The organism is Streptomyces sp. YIM 121038 (assembly GCF_006088715.1).
Taxonomy (GTDB): domain Bacteria; phylum Actinomycetota; class Actinomycetes; order Streptomycetales; family Streptomycetaceae; genus Streptomyces.
Genome location: NZ_CP030771.1, coordinates 1966799 through 1982493 on the forward strand (window position 1 = coordinate 1966799; position 15695 = coordinate 1982493).

At 73.5% G+C, this 15695-nt stretch carries 13 protein-coding genes; 2 read left to right on the top strand and 11 right to left on the bottom strand.

The window, feature by feature from the left end:
* Positions 1-151: 151 nt before the first annotated feature.
* Positions 152-838, bottom strand: coding sequence for a ribulose-phosphate 3-epimerase (rpe, locus tag C9F11_RS07775; protein WP_138958550.1), 687 nt, complete (start codon positions 836-838; stop codon positions 152-154).
* A gap of 145 nt (positions 839-983) precedes the next feature.
* Here rpe and C9F11_RS07780 point away from each other — a divergent pair, with 145 nt between their 5' ends.
* Positions 984-3182, top strand: a complete 2199-nt coding sequence (locus C9F11_RS07780; RefSeq protein WP_138958551.1) for an MMPL family transporter — start codon at positions 984-986, stop codon at positions 3180-3182.
* A 55-nt stretch (positions 3183-3237) separates the two neighbouring features.
* Here C9F11_RS07780 and C9F11_RS07785 read toward each other — a convergent pair whose 3' ends face one another.
* Complete coding sequence (locus C9F11_RS07785; protein ID WP_138958552.1) at positions 3238-4704, bottom strand: transcription antitermination factor NusB; 1467 nt, start codon at positions 4702-4704, stop codon at positions 3238-3240.
* 73 nt (positions 4705-4777) lie between these two features.
* Positions 4778-5722, bottom strand: coding sequence for a methionyl-tRNA formyltransferase (gene fmt / locus C9F11_RS07790; protein WP_138958553.1), 945 nt, complete (start codon positions 5720-5722; stop codon positions 4778-4780).
* 525 nt (positions 5723-6247) lie between these two features.
* On the opposite strand from fmt, the gene C9F11_RS07795 reads away from it, so the two are divergent.
* A complete protein-coding gene (locus C9F11_RS07795) occupies positions 6248-6793 on the top strand; it encodes a hypothetical protein (protein WP_138958554.1) in 546 nt (181 codons plus the stop codon).
* A gap of 154 nt (positions 6794-6947) precedes the next feature.
* Here C9F11_RS07795 and C9F11_RS07800 read toward each other — a convergent pair whose 3' ends face one another.
* From C9F11_RS07800 to C9F11_RS07835, 8 genes are all read right to left on the bottom strand, one after another.
* Positions 6948-9098 carry a primosomal protein N' gene (locus tag C9F11_RS07800; protein WP_138958555.1) on the bottom strand — a complete coding sequence of 717 codons (2151 nt, stop codon included), beginning with the start codon at positions 9096-9098 and terminating at the stop codon, positions 6948-6950.
* 111 nt (positions 9099-9209) lie between these two features.
* Entirely contained in the window at positions 9210-10418 is a 1209-nt protein-coding gene (gene metK / locus C9F11_RS07805; protein ID WP_138958556.1) for a methionine adenosyltransferase, read from the bottom strand.
* A 309-nt stretch (positions 10419-10727) separates the two neighbouring features.
* Positions 10728-11936, bottom strand: coding sequence for a bifunctional phosphopantothenoylcysteine decarboxylase/phosphopantothenate--cysteine ligase CoaBC (gene coaBC, locus C9F11_RS07810; RefSeq protein WP_138958557.1), 1209 nt, complete (start codon positions 11934-11936; stop codon positions 10728-10730).
* Positions 11937-12045: 109 nt separating this feature from the next.
* Complete coding sequence (gene rpoZ / locus C9F11_RS07815) at positions 12046-12318, bottom strand: DNA-directed RNA polymerase subunit omega (protein ID WP_005319902.1); 273 nt, start codon at positions 12316-12318, stop codon at positions 12046-12048.
* Between the two features lie 26 nt (positions 12319-12344).
* Positions 12345-12902 (bottom strand): guanylate kinase, encoded by a 558-nt coding sequence (gene gmk, locus C9F11_RS07820; RefSeq protein ID WP_138958558.1) that lies wholly within the window; start codon positions 12900-12902, stop codon positions 12345-12347.
* 62 nt (positions 12903-12964) lie between these two features.
* A complete protein-coding gene (locus C9F11_RS07825; RefSeq protein ID WP_016638838.1) occupies positions 12965-13288 on the bottom strand; it encodes an integration host factor in 324 nt (107 codons plus the stop codon).
* 424 nt (positions 13289-13712) lie between these two features.
* Positions 13713-14555: an orotidine-5'-phosphate decarboxylase gene (gene pyrF / locus C9F11_RS07830; RefSeq protein WP_138958559.1), complete on the bottom strand. Its 843-nt coding sequence runs from the start codon at positions 14553-14555 to the stop codon at positions 13713-13715.
* Positions 14552-15664 carry a quinone-dependent dihydroorotate dehydrogenase gene (locus C9F11_RS07835; RefSeq protein ID WP_138958560.1) on the bottom strand — a complete coding sequence of 371 codons (1113 nt, stop codon included), beginning with the start codon at positions 15662-15664 and terminating at the stop codon, positions 14552-14554. The genes pyrF and C9F11_RS07835 overlap by 4 nt, the downstream gene beginning before the upstream one ends.
* Positions 15665-15695 lie beyond the last annotated feature (31 nt).

The following is a 15695-nucleotide window of genomic DNA, read 5'->3' on the forward strand; positions in this document are numbered from 1 at the left end:
GGCCGACACGGCGCTCTCCTCACTGCTCACTGCTGTTCACGACATTCGTACACCTGGATTCGCTGTTCATCCTCGCAGATCCGGCGTACTTGATCAGCCTCGATGGGCCGCGTTCACGTTCCCGTGGCCAAGCCGTTGGCCGCGCGGGGGCTCAGTGGCCGCACGCCCACCCGGCGGTCGCCGTAGCGGCCCCCGCCTGTGCGCGCAGGGAGCGGACCGCCTCGGCCGGGTCCTCGGCGCCGTACACGGCGGACCCGGCGACGAAGACGTCGGCGCCCGCCTCGGCGCACCGCTCGATGGTGGCGGCCGAGACCCCGCCGTCGACCTGGAGCCACAGGTCGAGGCCGTGCTTGCCGATGAGCTCACGGGTGCGGCGGATCTTGGGGAGCATGATGTCGAGGAAGGCCTGGCCCCCGAAGCCGGGCTCGACGGTCATGATCAGCAGCATGTCGAGCTCGGGGAGCAGGTCCTCGTACGGCTCGATGGGCGTCGCGGGCTTCAGCGCCATGGAGGCGCGGGCGCCCTTGGCGCGGATCTCGCGGGCGAGCCGCACGGGCGCGGCGGCGGCCTCCGCGTGGAAGGTGACGGACCCGGCACCCGCTTCGACGTACTGCGGGGCCCAGCGATCCGGGTCCTCCATCATCAGATGGCAGTCCAGCGGCGTGTCCGTCGCCCGCGCCAGGGACTCTACGACCGGCACCCCGAGGGTGAGGTTCGGCACGAAGTGGTTGTCCATGACGTCGACATGGAGCCAGTCCGCGCCCTCGACGGCCTTCGCCTCCTCGGCGAGGCGGGCGAAGTCGGCGGACAGGATGCTGGGGTTGATCTGCGGGGCCATGCCCCAAGCCTGCCATGCCCGGCGGTGGTTGCCCGCTCCGGTCCCGCCAAGGTGTGCGGGGCGTCCCCGTACTCCCTCCCGCGCCCGCACGCCGCGTGCCATGCTGGCCGTCCACCGGCAGTGCGTGGGGCAGCAGGGGGCACCTATGCCAGGAACGCCGAAGGCACGGCCCGACCAGCGGCGGCAGGCCCGCCGGGGAGCGGCGTGGCTGGTCTGCGGACGGCGCGCCAAGTGGCTGGTGCTCGTGCTCTGGCTGGCCGCCCTCGTCATCGCGGCGCCGTTCGCCCAGAAGCTCACCGACGAACAGGACAACACCACCTCGTCCTGGGTGCCGCGGTCCGCCGAGTCCACCCAAGTCCTGGACGTGTCCGAGGAGTTCAGGCCCGAGACGATGCCGATGGTCGTCGTGTTCGCGCGCGAGGACGACCCCCTGACGGCCGCGGACCGCGAGCGGATCGACCAGGGCGTCGGCAGGATCAAACAGCTGCGCTCGCACTGGATCCGCGGCGACGAGACCCGCGGCCCGACGTTCGACAAGAAGGGCGGCGGCGCGAAGGGCGGCGACGCCCACGCGGCCCAGGTGTACGTACCGCTCACGGTGAACAACGACACCTACAACGACCTGCCGGACGCCGTCGACGACGTGCGCGACGCGGTGGGCGACAGCGCCGACGGCCTGGACGTCTACGTCACGGGGCCCGCCGGGATCGGCGCGGACTTCTCGAAGGCGTTCGCCGACATCGACTCCACGCTGCTGCTCGCCGCGGGCGGCGTCGTCGTGGTGGCGCTGCTGATCACCTACCGCAGCCCCGTGCTCCTGCTGGTGCCCCTGTTCTCCGCGCTCGTCTCCCTCTTCACCGCCCAGGCGCTGATCTACCTCCTCGCCGAGCACGCGGGCCTGACCGTGAACGGCCAGAGCGCGGGCATCCTCACCGTGCTCGTCTTCGGCGCGGGGACGGACTACGCCCTGCTCCTGGTCGCCCGCTACCGCGAGGAGCTGCGCCGCCACGAGGACCGGCACGAGGCGATGGCCCTCGCCCTGCACCGGGCCGGGCCCGCCGTCATCGCCTCCAGCGCGACCGTCGTCGTGAGCATGCTGGTGCTGCTCGCGGCCGAGATGAACTCCACGCGCGGCCTCGGGCCCGTCGCCGCGATCGGCGTGGGGGTCGCGCTGCTCGTGATGCTGTCGCTGTTCCCCGCCCTCCTTGTGATCTGCGGCCGCTGGCTGTTCTGGCCGAAGATCCCGCGCCACGGCTCCGCCGACCCCGCCGAGCACGGCGTGTGGGCCCGCATGGGCCGCCGCATCGCGCGCCGCCCCCGGCTGACGTGGGTCGCCACCTCCGTGGCACTCGCGGCGCTCTCCCTGGGCCTGCTCCAGCTGCGCGCGGCGGGCGTCAGCAACGAGGACGCCTTCCTCGACAAGCCGAACTCCGTCACCGGCCAGGAGGTGTCGGCGGAGTACTTCCCCGCGGGCAGCGGCGACCCGCTGGTCGTGGTCGCCGACCGGGCCAGGGCCGAGGACGTCAGCCGCGTCGTCAGCGGGACCCGGGGCGTGGACCCGGCGACGGTGGCCGTGCCGCCGGGCACCAAGGCCGAGCACGACGGCAAGGTCCTCTACGAGGCGGTCCTCACGGACCCCTCCGACAGCGAGGCGGCCAAGGACACCGTCGAACGGGTCCGGAACGCCGTCCACGACGTACCCGACGCGGATGCGAAGATCGGCGGCGGCACAGCGACACTCCTCGACATGGACGAGGCCACGATCCACGACGACAAACTGGTCATCCCGCTCGTACTCGTGGTGGTCCTGCTGATCCTCGCCCTGCTGCTCCGGGCGATCGTGGCGCCGCTGCTGCTCATCGCCACCGTGGTGCTTTCCTTCTCCGCGGCCCTCGGCATCAGCGCGCTGGTCTTCCGCCACGTCTTCGACTTCCCCGGCGAGTCGACGGACTTCCCGCTGTTCGTCTTCGTCTTCCTCGTGGCCCTGGGCATCGACTACAACATCTTCCTGACCACCCGCGTCCGCGAGGACGCGGCCGCCCACGGCACCCGCCCCGGCGTCGTGACCGCCCTGGCCGCCACCGGGGCGGTCATCACCTCGGCGGGCCTGGTCCTCGCGGGCACCTTCGCCGTCCTCGGCACGATCCCGATGGTCGCCTTCGTCGAAGTGGGCTTCTCCGTGGCCCTGGGTGTCCTCCTGGACACCTTCATCGTCCGCTCGATCCTGGTCACCAGCGTGTTCCTGGACGTGGGCCCGAAGATCTGGTGGCCGCACGCGCTGGCGAAGGAACAGGCGCCGGAACAAGCGAGCCCCACGGGAGACGCGAGCCCGTCCGACGTGTGAGGACGAGCCCGCGGTGCGCCGCACCCGGCCGGGGGCTCCGGGGCGGAGCCCCGCGTCACCCCGTACGCCGGATGACCGCCAAGTACATCGCGTCCGTACCGTGCACATGGGGCCACAGCTGTACGTCGGGCCCCTCGCCCAGCGCGGGCACCCCCGGGAACAGCGGGCGCGCGTCGACCAGCTCGGCGCCGCCCGTCTGCTTGAGCACGTCGTCCACGACGGCCCGGGTCTCCGCGAGGTGCGGCGAACAGGTGGCGTACCCCACGACACCGCCCACGCGCACGGACTCCAGCGCCCTGCGCAGCAGCGACCGCTGGAGCGGCGCGAACCCCTCCAGGTCCTCGGGGCGGCGCCGCCACCGCGCCTCGGGCCGCCGCCGCAGCGCGCCGAGCCCCGTGCAGGGCACGTCCATGAGGATCCGGTCGAAGGTGCCGGGCCGCCACGGCGGGCGCGTGCCGTCGGCGGCGATGACCTGGTACGGACCGGGGTTGCCCGCGAGGGCCTGGCCCACGAGCCCGGCCCGGTGCGGCTGCTTCTCGGAGGCGAGCAGGACGGCCCCGCGCTCGGCGGCGAGCCCCGCGAGCAGCGCGGCCTTGCCCCCGGGCCCCGCGCACCCGTCGAGCCACTTCGTGTCGGGCCCCTCGATCGGCACGTCCGCGAGCGCGCGGGCGACGAGCTGGCTGCCTTCGTCCTGCACCCCGGCGCGCCCCGCGCGCACCGCCTCGATCCGCCCGGGCTCGCCGCCCTCGGCGAGCCGCACGGCGTACGGCGACCAGCGGCCCGGCAGCGCGGCCTCGCTGTCGAGCGCGTCAAGGAGCTCGGTGGCCGTGGACCGCCCCGGCCGGGCCACGAGGGTCACCTCGGGCCGTTCGTTGTCGGCCTCGAGCAGGCCCTCGATGCCCGCCCGGCCGCCGCCGAGCGAGTCCCACAGCGCGGAGACGACCCATCGCGGATGCGAATGCACCACGGCCAGATGGTCCTCGGGGTCGTCGTCGTACGGCGGGGCGACCTTCTCCAGCCACCCGTCGAGGTCGTCGCCCGCGACCTTGCGCAGCACCGCGTTGACGAACTTGGCCCGCCCGTCGCCGAGGACCACGCGCGCCAGCTCCACGGACGCGGACACGGCGGCGTGCGTGGGGATGCGGGTGCCGAGCAGCTGGTGCACGCCCAGGTTCAGCACGTCGAGGACGGGCGGGTCGACCTCGCGCAGCGGCCGGTCGATGCAGGCCGCGACGATCGCGTCGTACGTGCCCTGACGGCGCAGCGTGCCGTAGACGAGCTCCGTGGCGAGCGCCGCGTCCCGCGCGTCGAAGTCACCCTTCTCCCGGGCCTTGCGCAGCAGCGGCGGAAGGACCAGGTTCGCGTACGCGTCGCGCTCGTCCACGGCCCGCAGCGCCTCGAAGGCGAGGATGCGCACGGGGTCCCGCTCCGGGCGCCGGTAGGGCTTGTGGGGCCTGCCGGGCTTCCCGGACTTCCCGGGCTTGCCCTGGGTGCGGGGACGGCGGCTCGGCTGGTCGTTCAAAGGTGCTCCGCTGCATGAGGATCAGACGTCCGCCAAGGCCGGGGGCCCGCTGCGGGCCGAGGGACGGACCAGTTCAGCGTACGTCGCCCGCGCCCAAGGTCTCACCCGGGGCGATCCGCACCCCGCGCGCCCAGTCGGCGGCGGCCATCGGCTTCTTGCCCTGCGCCTGCACCCACAGCAGCTCCACGGCGTACGAGCCCGTGCCGACGTACAGGTTCTTCTTGCCGACGGAGAGCTCGCCGGGCGCGAGGTCGGTGCGGTCCACCGCCGGCACGGCCTGGATCAGCTTGAGGCGCTCGCCGCGGAAGACGGTCCAGGCGCCCGGCGCGGGGGTGCAGCCGCGCACCACGCGGTCCACGCGCAGGGCGGGGGCCGTCCAGTCGACGCGCGCGTCCTCGACCGTGATCTTCGGCGCGAGGGTGACGCCGTCGGCGGGCTGCGGGACGGCGGTCAGGCTGCCGTCCTCGATGCCGTCCATGGTCGCGGCGAGCAGCCCGGAACCCGCGAACGCGAGGCGGGTCAGCAGGTCGCCGCTGGTGTCGGTGGGCCGAATCTCCTCGGTGACCGTGCCGTACACAGGACCGGAGTCCAGGCCCTCCTCGATCAGGAAGGTCGAGGCACCGGTGATCTCGTCACCGGCCATGAGGGAGTGCTGCACGGGGGCCGCGCCGCGCCAGGCGGGAAGCAGCGAGAAGTGCAGGTTGACCCAGCCGCGGGCGGGGATGTCCAGGGCGGCCTTGGGCAGCAGGGCACCGTAGGCGACCACCGGGCAGCAGTCCGGAGCGATCTCCCGGAGCCGGGCGAGGAACTCCTCGTCACGCGGCTTCGCGGGCTTGAGCACCTCGATCCCGGCCTCCGCCGCGCGCTCGGCGACCGGGCTCGCGACCAGCCTGCGGCCCCGGCCCGCCGGGGCGTCGGGGCGGGTGACGACGGCGGCCACCTCGTGCCGGCCGGAGGCGATCAGGGCGTCCAGGGCGGGGACGGCGACCTCGGGGGTGCCTGCGAAGACCAGCTTCACTGGGTGCTACCTCGGATTTCTGGGGGTCGGCGGCGGCGCGCCGTGCGGCGACGGCAGCGCACCAGTCTATGGGCCGCCGCGGTTCCCCCCACGGGGGACGGGACACAAGCCTCCTTACACGGTTTTCGGGCGACTTGACGGCATTGCCCGAAGTGTCGGTTCGGGGTACCTCGGGGCGTCTCGACGGGACGCCCCACGCAACCGTGGAAGCACCCTGGGGGCGTACGCACCCCCGCGCGCCCTGCGCATATGCGGATACGCCCTGGGACCGTGACCCCTCACGACGTAGCGCGTTGGTCAAGAAAAAGTTGACCGGAACGGGCCGCGCACGCGGCCCTCTCCGCATTGCCCGTCGTTCCCCGTCATTTCCTTCACCACCGCGCCCAAGGCGTCCCGGCAGCCGCACGACGGCCGGGCCACCCGTCGCTTCCGCCCCGCCCCGTCCCCACCCACCCCGTTCCCGACCTCCCAGCCCGATCACTCCACAACACCCGATCCCTCAACGCCGGTTCGAGAGGCTTGTTCATGGCCGACCACGCAACCCACGACGCCCAGGCACGGGCCAGCCTGCACCTCCTGGTACGGGACATCGAGCGGGTCCGCCGGCAGGTGGACGCACTGCGCACCCTCACCGCGCAGCTCGGCAACGTCTACCGCCCGCGTCGCTCCAGCCCCTCCGCGGGCTTCGTCGTGTACGGGCGCGCACCCGCTCCGACCGTCCGCCTCGCCCAGGAACTGCGGGACAGCGTCGAGACCCTGGTGACCGCCGCGGTCGACTTCGACCGCTCGCTGGGCTTCTCGTGGGACGCGGTGGGCTCCGCGCTCGGCGTCACCAAGCAGGCGGTCCACCGCCGCTACGGCGCCCGCAGGACCACGGCACAGACCACACCGGCCGCCGCCGAGCCGGACCGCGCCACCGAGCCCTCCACCACGACCCGCACGGTCCCCGTGGGCACCCCGCTCCCCTCCGTCCCCGCGGCCCGCGCCATGCCCACCCAGCCCACGGCGGGCAGCCCCGGCCTCCGTGACGACGTCCGCCCTGGCGCCTTCCCCGGCCCGCGCAACGGCTGACGTCCACGATGCCCCTGCCCGGACGCCGGGCGGGGGCATCGCTGTGTCCTGTGACAGGACGGGCGCGGAAGCCCGTACGCCCCGGGAGGCGCGGCGAAGGCCTCCTCCCGGGCCCGGCCGGAGGCCGCGCCAGAGGCCGCACCGGCCCCAGGGCTCACCCGATGTCCGCCGGATCGATCCGCACCCGGACCGCCTGCTGCGCCGCCACCCCCCGCGCCATCCGCGCGGCCAGCGCCGTCTTGAGGGCGCGGGCAAGGGCCGCGCCGCTGCCCGGGGGCACCCGCACCAGGGCGCGCTCCCACCGCTCGCCCGGAGGCGCGTCGCCGGGGCGGCGCGGGCGGCCGGGCTCGGCGGCGGGCACCGGCACGGGCCCGAGGATCTCGGCGTCCGGGGGCAGCTCCGCCTGGGCCAGGAACTCGGTGAGCGCCTCGGGGGCAGCCGTCACCGACGCCATCCGCGACACCGGCGGAAACCCCAGCTCCGCCCGCTCGGCCAGCTCCCGCACCGCGTGCCCGACCGGATCCCACCGCACCAGCGCCTGCACCGGCCGCAGCGTCGGCTCGGCGACGATCACCACGGTGCCGCCCGCGCCCTGGTCGCGCACCAGCGCGGCGGCGCCGATCCACCGCCGCAGCGCGTCCTCGCCCGCGCGCAGGTCCGGCCGCCCGAGCATGGCCCAGCCGTCGAGGAGCAGCGCCGCGGCATAGCCCCCCTCGGCCACGGGCTCCGCGCCCGGCGTGCTCACGACCAGGGCGGGCGCCCCGCCCACCGTGTCGAGCACCTGCTCGCGCCCGGAGGTCCGCACCGGCACCGCGGGAAAGGCCCGCCCCAGCTCCTCGGCGGTCCGCCGCGCGCCCACGACCTGCGCCCGCAGCCGGAAGCCGCCGCACTCGGGGCAGTGCCAGGCGGCCTCGTCCCGCCCGCACCAGCCGCAGACCAGGGCCCCGGCGCCGCGCGCCTCCAGCGGGCCCGCGCAGTGCCGGCACCGCGCGGGCTCCCGGCACCGCTCGCAGGCGAGCCGCGGTACGTACCCCCGCCGGGGCACCTGCACCAGGACGGGGCCGTGCTTCAGCCCGTCGCGGGCGATCTGCCAGGCCAGGCTCGGCAGCCGGGCGGCACGGGCGGCCTCGTCGCGCGCGAGGTCGCCGTCCCCCACGGTGCGCACCAGCGGCGCCGCGCCCCGCACCTGGTCCCGGTCGGCCACCACGGGCACCGCCCAGCCGCTCTCGACGAGCTGCGCGCCCTCGACCGTGCAGCCCCAGCTCCCGAGCAGGAAGGCGCACCTGTCCCGCGACGCCCGCAGCTCCAGGACCTCCCGCACGTGCGGGAAGGGCGCGTTGTCGTCCGCGTGGCTGGCGTCCCCGTCGTCCCAGACGACGACGAGGCCGAGATCGCGCACGGGGGCGAACATGGCGGCCCGCGTCCCCACGACGGCCCGCACGGAGCCGCGCCGGACGGCCAGCCACTCCCGGTACCGCCGCTCCGGCCCCGCGTCGGCGGTCAACAGCGCGTGCTGCCCCTCGCCGAGCAGCGCCCGCAGCGCGGCGTCCACCCGGGCCGCGGGCCGCCCGGCGGGCACGACGACGAGCGCGCCGCGCCCCGAGGCGAGCGTCGCCCGCACGGCCCGGGCGATCTCCTCGGCCCACAGCGGCCCCGGAAGCGCGGTCCACACGGCCCGGGGCGCCCCGCCCGCCGCGAGCGCGGCGACGAACTCGGGCCCCCGCGCATACCGCCGCCACGACCCGGGCTCCGGCGCGGGCGGCGGCTGCGGGGCGGGCGGCGACGGCCGTCCCTCGGCCCGGCCGTGCCGGGGCGGAATCGCCAGCTGCAACACGTCCGCGAGGCTTCCCGCATAGCGGTCGGCCACGGCCCGGGCGAGCCCGAGCAGCTCCTCGTCAAGGACGGGCTCGGGCGACACGACCTGGGCGATGGCCGCCAGCGGCCCGCTGTAGTCCGATTCGGCGACGCGCTCGACCAGGAAGCCGTCGATCAGGCCGCCGCCCTCGCGGCGCCCCGCACGCACGTTCCGCGAGCCGGCGCCGAAGCGGACGCGCACCCGCACCCCGGGCTGCGCCTGCTCGTCGAGCTCCGCGGGCACGGCGTAGTCGAAGTACCGGTCGAGGTGCAGCACGCCCTTGTCCACGACGACCCGCGCCACCGGACGCTCCGCGGCGAGCGCGGCCCCCCGCCACGTCCGCGGCTTGGCCTTCGGCGCCTTCGCCTTCCGCACGCTCTCCCGAATGAGCGCAAGCTGCTCCGGCCCCTCACCCACCGCCCCGCCACCTGCCCCGTTCTCGCTGCTCACAGCCAAATTCCTACCAGACGTCACTGACAGCGCCACGGCCCGGCGGCCCGCACGGGCACACGACAACGGCCCCGGACCACAGGGGTCCGGGGCCGTGCGTACTGGGTTCGATCAGAGACCGGCGGCCGTCCGCAGCGCGTCCACGCGGTCCGTCTTCTCCCAGGTGAACTCCGGCAGCGAGCGGCCGAAGTGGCCGTACGCGGCGGTCTGGGAGTAGATCGGGCGGAGCAGGTCGAGGTCGCGGATGATCGCGGCCGGGCGGAGGTCGAAGACCTCGCTGATGGCCTGCTCGATCTTGTCCGTGTCGATCGTGTTGGTGCCGAAGGTCTCGACGAACAGACCGACCGGCTCGGCCTTGCCGATGGCGTAGGCGACCTGAACCTCGCAGCGCGAGGCGAGGCCCGCGGCCACGACGTTCTTGGCGACCCAGCGCATCGCGTACGCCGCCGAGCGGTCCACCTTGGACGGGTCCTTGCCGGAGAAGGCGCCGCCGCCGTGGCGGGACATGCCGCCGTAGGTGTCGATGATGATCTTGCGGCCGGTCAGGCCCGCGTCACCCATCGGGCCGCCGATCTCGAAGCGGCCGGTGGGGTTGACCAGGAGGCGGTAGCCCTCGGTCTCCAGCTTGATGCCGTCGTCGACCAGGGCCTTGAGCTCCGGCTCGACGACGAACTCGCGGATGTCGGGGGCGAGGAGCGACTCCAGGTCGATGTCCGACGCGTGCTGCGAGGAGACGACGACCGTGTCGAGGCGGACGGCCTTGTCGCCGTCGTACTCGATGGTGACCTGGGTCTTTCCGTCGGGACGCAGGTAGGGGATGGTGCCGTTCTTGCGGACCTCGGAGAGGCGGCGCGAGAGGCGGTGCGCGAGGTGGATCGGGAGCGGCATCAGCTCCGGGGTCTCGTCGCAGGCGTAGCCGAACATCAGGCCCTGGTCACCGGCGCCCTGGCGGTCGAGCTCGTCCTCGTCGCCCTCGACGCGGCTCTCGTACGCCGTGTCGACGCCCTGCGCGATGTCCGGGGACTGCGCGCCGATGGACACCGAGACGCCGCAGGAGGCGCCGTCGAAGCCCTTCTTCGAGGAGTCGTATCCGATCTCGAGGATCTTCTCGCGCACCAGCTGCGCGATCGGCGCGTACGCCTTGGTCGTGACCTCACCGGCGACGTGCACGAGGCCGGTGGTGATGAGCGTTTCGACGGCGACCCGGGACGTCGGGTCCTCACGCAGAAGCGCGTCGAGAATGGTGTCGCTGATCTGGTCAGCGATCTTGTCGGGGTGACCCTCGGTCACGGACTCCGAGGTGAAGAGACGGCGGGACACATCGCTCCCTGTGGTTGCAGCGGCTGCTGGCTGATCATTGATGGACGGGCCGAGAGCTGCGCTCGACGACGTCCGAGACCAGTTTATCGGTCACACACGGCCGCATGGCCACCTCTCTCGTCAGAAGAGAGGCCTGTGACCTGCGGCACTGCATTGTGCGATACGACGATCGGTCTCCACCAGAGGGCTCAAGGCCCGCATTTGGCGGGTTTAGGGTGGGTTTAAAGAGCCCAGAGGGGCGAATGGTGCGCCGGAGGTTGAATCCGGCCATCGGCCCGGTCGCGATCCGGACCGATGGGTTCAGTGGCGTTACGACCGGTCAAGGCGCGGAACGACCAGGTCCCACACCGTGTCGGCGAGATCGTCCTTGGGCCCGTAGGGCACCGGCGTCTCGCTGCCGTCGGCGCCAAGGACCACGGCCTCGTTCCGCTCAGAGCCGAACGTCTTGCGCTCGCCGACTTCGTTCACTACGAGAAGGTCGCAGCCCTTGCGGGCGAGCTTGGCCCGGCCGTTGGCCAGCACGTTGTCCGTCTCGGCCGCGAAGCCCACGACGACCTGCCCGGGGCGCGGGCGGTCGCCCGCGAGCTCGGCGAGGATGTCCGGGTTGCGGACGAGGGCGAGCGGCGCCGGGTCCTCGCCGTCCTGCTTCTTGATCTTTCCGGCGGCGTAAGCGGCCGGGCGGAAGTCGGCGACGGCGGCGGCCATGACCACGGCGTCGGCGTCGGCCGCCGCCTTCAGGACGGCCTCGCGCAGCTGCACGGCGGTGCCCACGGGCACGAGGTCGACGCCCGCCGGGTCCGGCAGCGCGGTGTTCGCCGCGACGAGCGTGACGCGGGCGCCGCGCGCGGCGGCGCTGCGGGCGAGGGCGTAGCCCTGCTTGCCGGAGGAGCGGTTGCCGAGGAAGCGCACCGGGTCGAGGGGCTCGCGGGTGCCGCCCGCGCTGACGACGACGTGCCGGCCCGCGAGGTCCTGGGCGGCCGTGCCGCGCGCGAGGACGCGGCGTACGACGTCGAAGAGCTCGGCGGGCTCGGGGAAGCGCCCCTTGCCGGTGTCGACGCCGGTGAGGCGGCCGACGGCCGGTTCCACGACGAGCGCGCCGCGGCGGCGCAGCGTGGCGACGTTCTCCTGGGTGGCCGGGTGCTCCCACATCTCGGTGTGCATCGCGGGTGCGAAGACCACGGGGCAGCGGGCCGTGAGCAGCGTGTTCGTCAGGAGGTCGTCGGCGAGGCCGTGGGCGGCCTTGGCCAGCATGTCGGCCGTGGCGGGCGCCACGATCACCAGGTCGGCGTGTTGCCCGATGCGCACGTGCGGCACCTCGTGGACGTCGGACCAGACCTCCGTGGATACGGGGTGGCCGGACAGCGCCGACCAGGTCGCGGCGCCGACGAAGTGCAGCGCGGACGCGGTGGGCACGACCCGTACGTCGTGGCCGGACTCGGTGAGCCTGCGCAGCAGCTCGCACGCCTTGTAGGCGGCGATTCCACCGCTGACCCCCAGAACGACCTTCGGCTTGTCCACCGTGCCTCCCCGCACTCGGTTGCGCGGCCGCTGCCGCGCGCGTACGACTCCATGACACACCACAGGCCCGGCAGGTGCTCTGCCGGGCCTGTGGTGAACGTATGACTGCTTACTGCGCCGGGCCCTCGATGGCCTCGGACGTCAGCAGGCCGGCGTTGATCTCGCGGAGCGCGATCGACAGCGGCTTCTCGTGCACGTGGGTGTCCACGAGCGGGCCCACGTACTCGAGGAGGCCCTCACCGAGCTGCGAGTAGTACGCGTTGATCTGACGGGCGCGCTTGGCGGCGTAGATCACCAGGCTGTACTTCGAGTCGGTGGCCTCGAGCAGCTCATCAATCGGCGGGTTGATGATGCCCTCGGGCGCGGTGATGGAAGAGGACACTCTCTGCCTTCCGAAGGGGGTGAAGATCAAACAACTTTCATCAAGGCTAGCAGCTCGCGCGCCACGTCCTCGACCGAGGTGTTGACCAGGGTGGTGTCGAACTCGGGCTCCGCGGCCAGCTCCACGCGCGCGGCCCGGAGCCTGCGCTCGATGACCTCGGCCGCCTCGGTGCCGCGGCCGGTGAGGCGGCGGACCAGCTCGTCCCAGCTCGGCGGGGCGAGGAAGACCAGCTGGGCGTCGGTCATCGACTCCCGCACCTGCCGGGCGCCCTGGAGGTCGATCTCCAGGAGGACGGGCTCGCCCGCCTCCAGGCGGTCCATGACGGCCCGGCGGGGCGTGCCGTAGCGGTTGCCCGCGAACTCCGCCCACTCCAGGAGCTCACCATTGGCGATCAGCTTGTCCATTTCCTCGTCCGAGACGAAGAAATAGTGCACACCATGGCGCTCGCCGGGGCGCGGCTTGCGGGTCGTCGCCGAGACCGAGAGCCAGACCTCGGGGTGTTCCTTGCGCATATGGGCGACGACCGTGCTCTTGCCGACCCCGGAGGGGCCGGAGAGCACGGTCAGCCGCGGACGTTCACTCATGCAGCGATTATCCAGGTTCTCAGAGGTGCCTGAGACCAGGTTCCCAGGACGGCGCGGGGCCGTCAGGCGCCGCTGCCGCCGAACTCGCGCTCCAGGGACGCGATCTGGTTGGAGCCAAGACCGCGCACTCGGCGGCTCTCGGAGATGCCGAGGCGCTCCATGATCTGCTTGGCGCGGACCTTGCCCACGCCCGGCAGGGACTCCAGGAGGGCGGAGACCTTCATCTTGCCGATGACGTCATTCTCCTGGCCCTGCTTGATGACCTCATGCAGGGAGGCGCCGGAGTGCTTGAGTCGATTCTTGACCTCGGCCCGCTCCCGGCGAGCCGCGGCGGCCTTTTCGAGCGCGGCTGCGCGCTGTTCAGGGGTAAGGGGCGGAAGAGCCACGCCTACGTCACCTCGAAGATCGAACTGTCGGATACGGACCGGTGAGGAACCTAGTCGCCCCACACCAGGGGAGCAACGTGCAACGCGCTTGCCCGTTGGCTCTGGTCGGAGACTAGCGGCCATGGCCGCCTGAGTCAGCGAGAACAAGCGAAAAGTCCAGGTCAGCCTCGCCCGAGCCGGGCATATCGGGCAATTCACCCCTGTTTTGGCCGGGTGTCGTGTAAGCAACGCGTTAGTTCGGCAGGCTGATGCCGTCGATGCAGGACGTCCGCGGAACGTCCACGGGGCCGAATGCGGAACACACACGTGGCCGAGGATCGACCCCGAAGCGAGGTCGCCCGCCGGGTCCGGGCCCCCCTGCGTCCGCCCCGGGACCGGACGATCCGGCCCCGGGGCGTACACCTCGGGCGCGTGGCGGTGAGAGCTAGCCGCCGACCGCTTGGCGCACCTCGTCCGCGAAGCGCGCGGCGGCCTCCCGCAGCGCCCCGGCGTCGGGGCCCGCCTTCAGCACGCCGCGGCTCACGTTCGGCACGACGTTGCGCACGGCCGCGCCGAAGACGCGGGGCAGGTCCGCGGGCGTCGCCCCCTGCGCGCCGATGCCGGGGGCCAGGAGCGGCCCGTTGATGTCCAGGTCGAAGGAGGACAGGTCGCCGAGGGTGGCGCCGACCACCGCGCCGTAGGAGCCCATGGGCGCGGCGCCGGCGTTCTCGCGCGCGAGGTGGCCCAGCATGGTCGCTCCGACGGTGCGGCCGTCGGCGCGCTCGGCGCGCTGCACCTCCGCGCCCTCGGGGTTGGACGTCAGGGCGAGCACGAAGAGCCCCGAGCCGCTCTCCCCGGCGAGGTCCGCGGCGGGCCGCAGGGACTCGTACCCGAGGTACGGCGAGACCGTCAGGGCGTCCGAGAACAGCGGCGCGTCCGGGTGCAGGAAGGCCTCCGCGTACGCGGCCATGGTGGAGCCGATGTCGCCGCGCTTGGCGTCCATGACCACCAGGCCGCCGGCGGCGCGCAGCTCCGCCACGGCCCGCTCCAGGACGGCGACGCCGCGCGAGCCGAAGCGCTCGAAGAACGCCGCCTGCGGCTTGAAGACGGCGACCTGGTCGCCCAGGGCCTCCACGACGGTGCGCGTGAAGGTCTCCAGGCCCTTGATGTCGTCGCCGAGGCCCCACGCCGCCAGGAGGGAGGCGTGCGGGTCGATGCCCACGCAGAGCGGGCCGCGGGTGTCCATGGCCCGGCGCAGGCGCGCGCCGAAGGGTTCCTGGGGGCTCATGCGGCGGAGGCCTTTCGGGTGTCGGCGCCGATCGCTTCGGCGAGCGTGGCGTACGGGGAGGCGGCGAGCCGCGCGGCGAGGCCCTTGTGGATCCCGCGCGCCCAGAACGGGCCCTCGTAGATGAACGCGCTGTAGCCCTGCACCAGGGTCGCGCCCGCGAGGATGCGCTGCCAGGCGTCCTCGGCGTTCTCGACGCCGCCGACGCCCACCAGGGTGATCCGGTCGCCCACGCGCGCGTAGAGGCGGCGCAGGACCTCCAGGGAGCGTTCCTTCAGGGGCGCGCCGGACAGGCCGCCGGTCTCCTCCACGAGCTCCGGGTCGGAGACCAGGCCGAGGCCCTCGCGCGCGATGGTCGTGTTCGTGGCGATGATGCCGTCCAGGCCGAGCTCCACGGCGAGGTCGGCGACCGCGTCGACGTCCTCGTCGGCCAGGTCGGGCGCGATCTTGACGAGCAGCGGGACGCGGCGGCCCTCGACGCTGCGGTCGGCGGCCTCGCGCACGGCGCTCAGCAGGGGCCGCAGCGACTCGGTGGCCTGGAGGTTGCGAAGGCCCGGCGTGTTCGGCGAGGACACGTTCACGACGAGGTAGTCGGCGTGGCGGGCCAGGCGCTCGGTGGACTTCACGTAGTCGGCGGCGGCCTCGGCCTCGGGCACGACCTTGGTCTTGCCGATGTTGACGCCGACGGTGGTCCGGAAGACCGGCGTGCGGGTCGCCAGGCGCTCGGCGACGGCCGCGGAGCCGTCGTTGTTGAAGCCCATGCGGTTGATCAGGGCGCGGTCCTCGACGAGGCGGAAGAGGCGCTTCTTGGGGTTGCCGGGCTGCGGCTCGCCGGTGACCGTGCCGATCTCGACGTGGTCGAAGCCGAGCATGGCCATGCCGTCGATCGCGACGGCGTTCTTGTCGAACCCGGCGGCGAGCCCGAAGGGGCCGTGCATGCGCAGGCCGAGGGCCTCGGTGCGCAGCTCCTTGTAGCGGGGGGCCAGGGCGGCGGCCACGAAGGTCCGCAGGACGGGGACGCGGGCCGCGAGGCGGATCCAGGCGAAGGCGAGGTGGTGGGCGCGCTCGGGGTCCATGCGCCGGAAGACGAGCCGGAAGAAGAATGCGTACATGCTGGTGTCCTCATGAGGAGGGGGACACCGG

Coding starts and splice junctions, on each gene's coding strand:
- rpe (WP_138958550.1), bottom strand. CDS start 838: ATGGCCCCGCAGATCAACCCCAGCATCCTGTCCGCCGACTTCGCCCGC.
- C9F11_RS07780 (WP_138958551.1), top strand. CDS start 984: ATGCCAGGAACGCCGAAGGCACGGCCCGACCAGCGGCGGCAGGCCCGC.
- C9F11_RS07795 (WP_138958554.1), top strand. CDS start 6,248: ATGGCCGACCACGCAACCCACGACGCCCAGGCACGGGCCAGCCTGCAC.
- gmk (WP_138958558.1), bottom strand. CDS start 12,902: ATGAGTGAACGTCCGCGGCTGACCGTGCTCTCCGGCCCCTCCGGGGTC.
- pyrF (WP_138958559.1), bottom strand. CDS start 14,555: ATGAGCCCCCAGGAACCCTTCGGCGCGCGCCTGCGCCGGGCCATGGAC.
- C9F11_RS07835 (WP_138958560.1), bottom strand. CDS start 15,664: ATGTACGCATTCTTCTTCCGGCTCGTCTTCCGGCGCATGGACCCCGAG.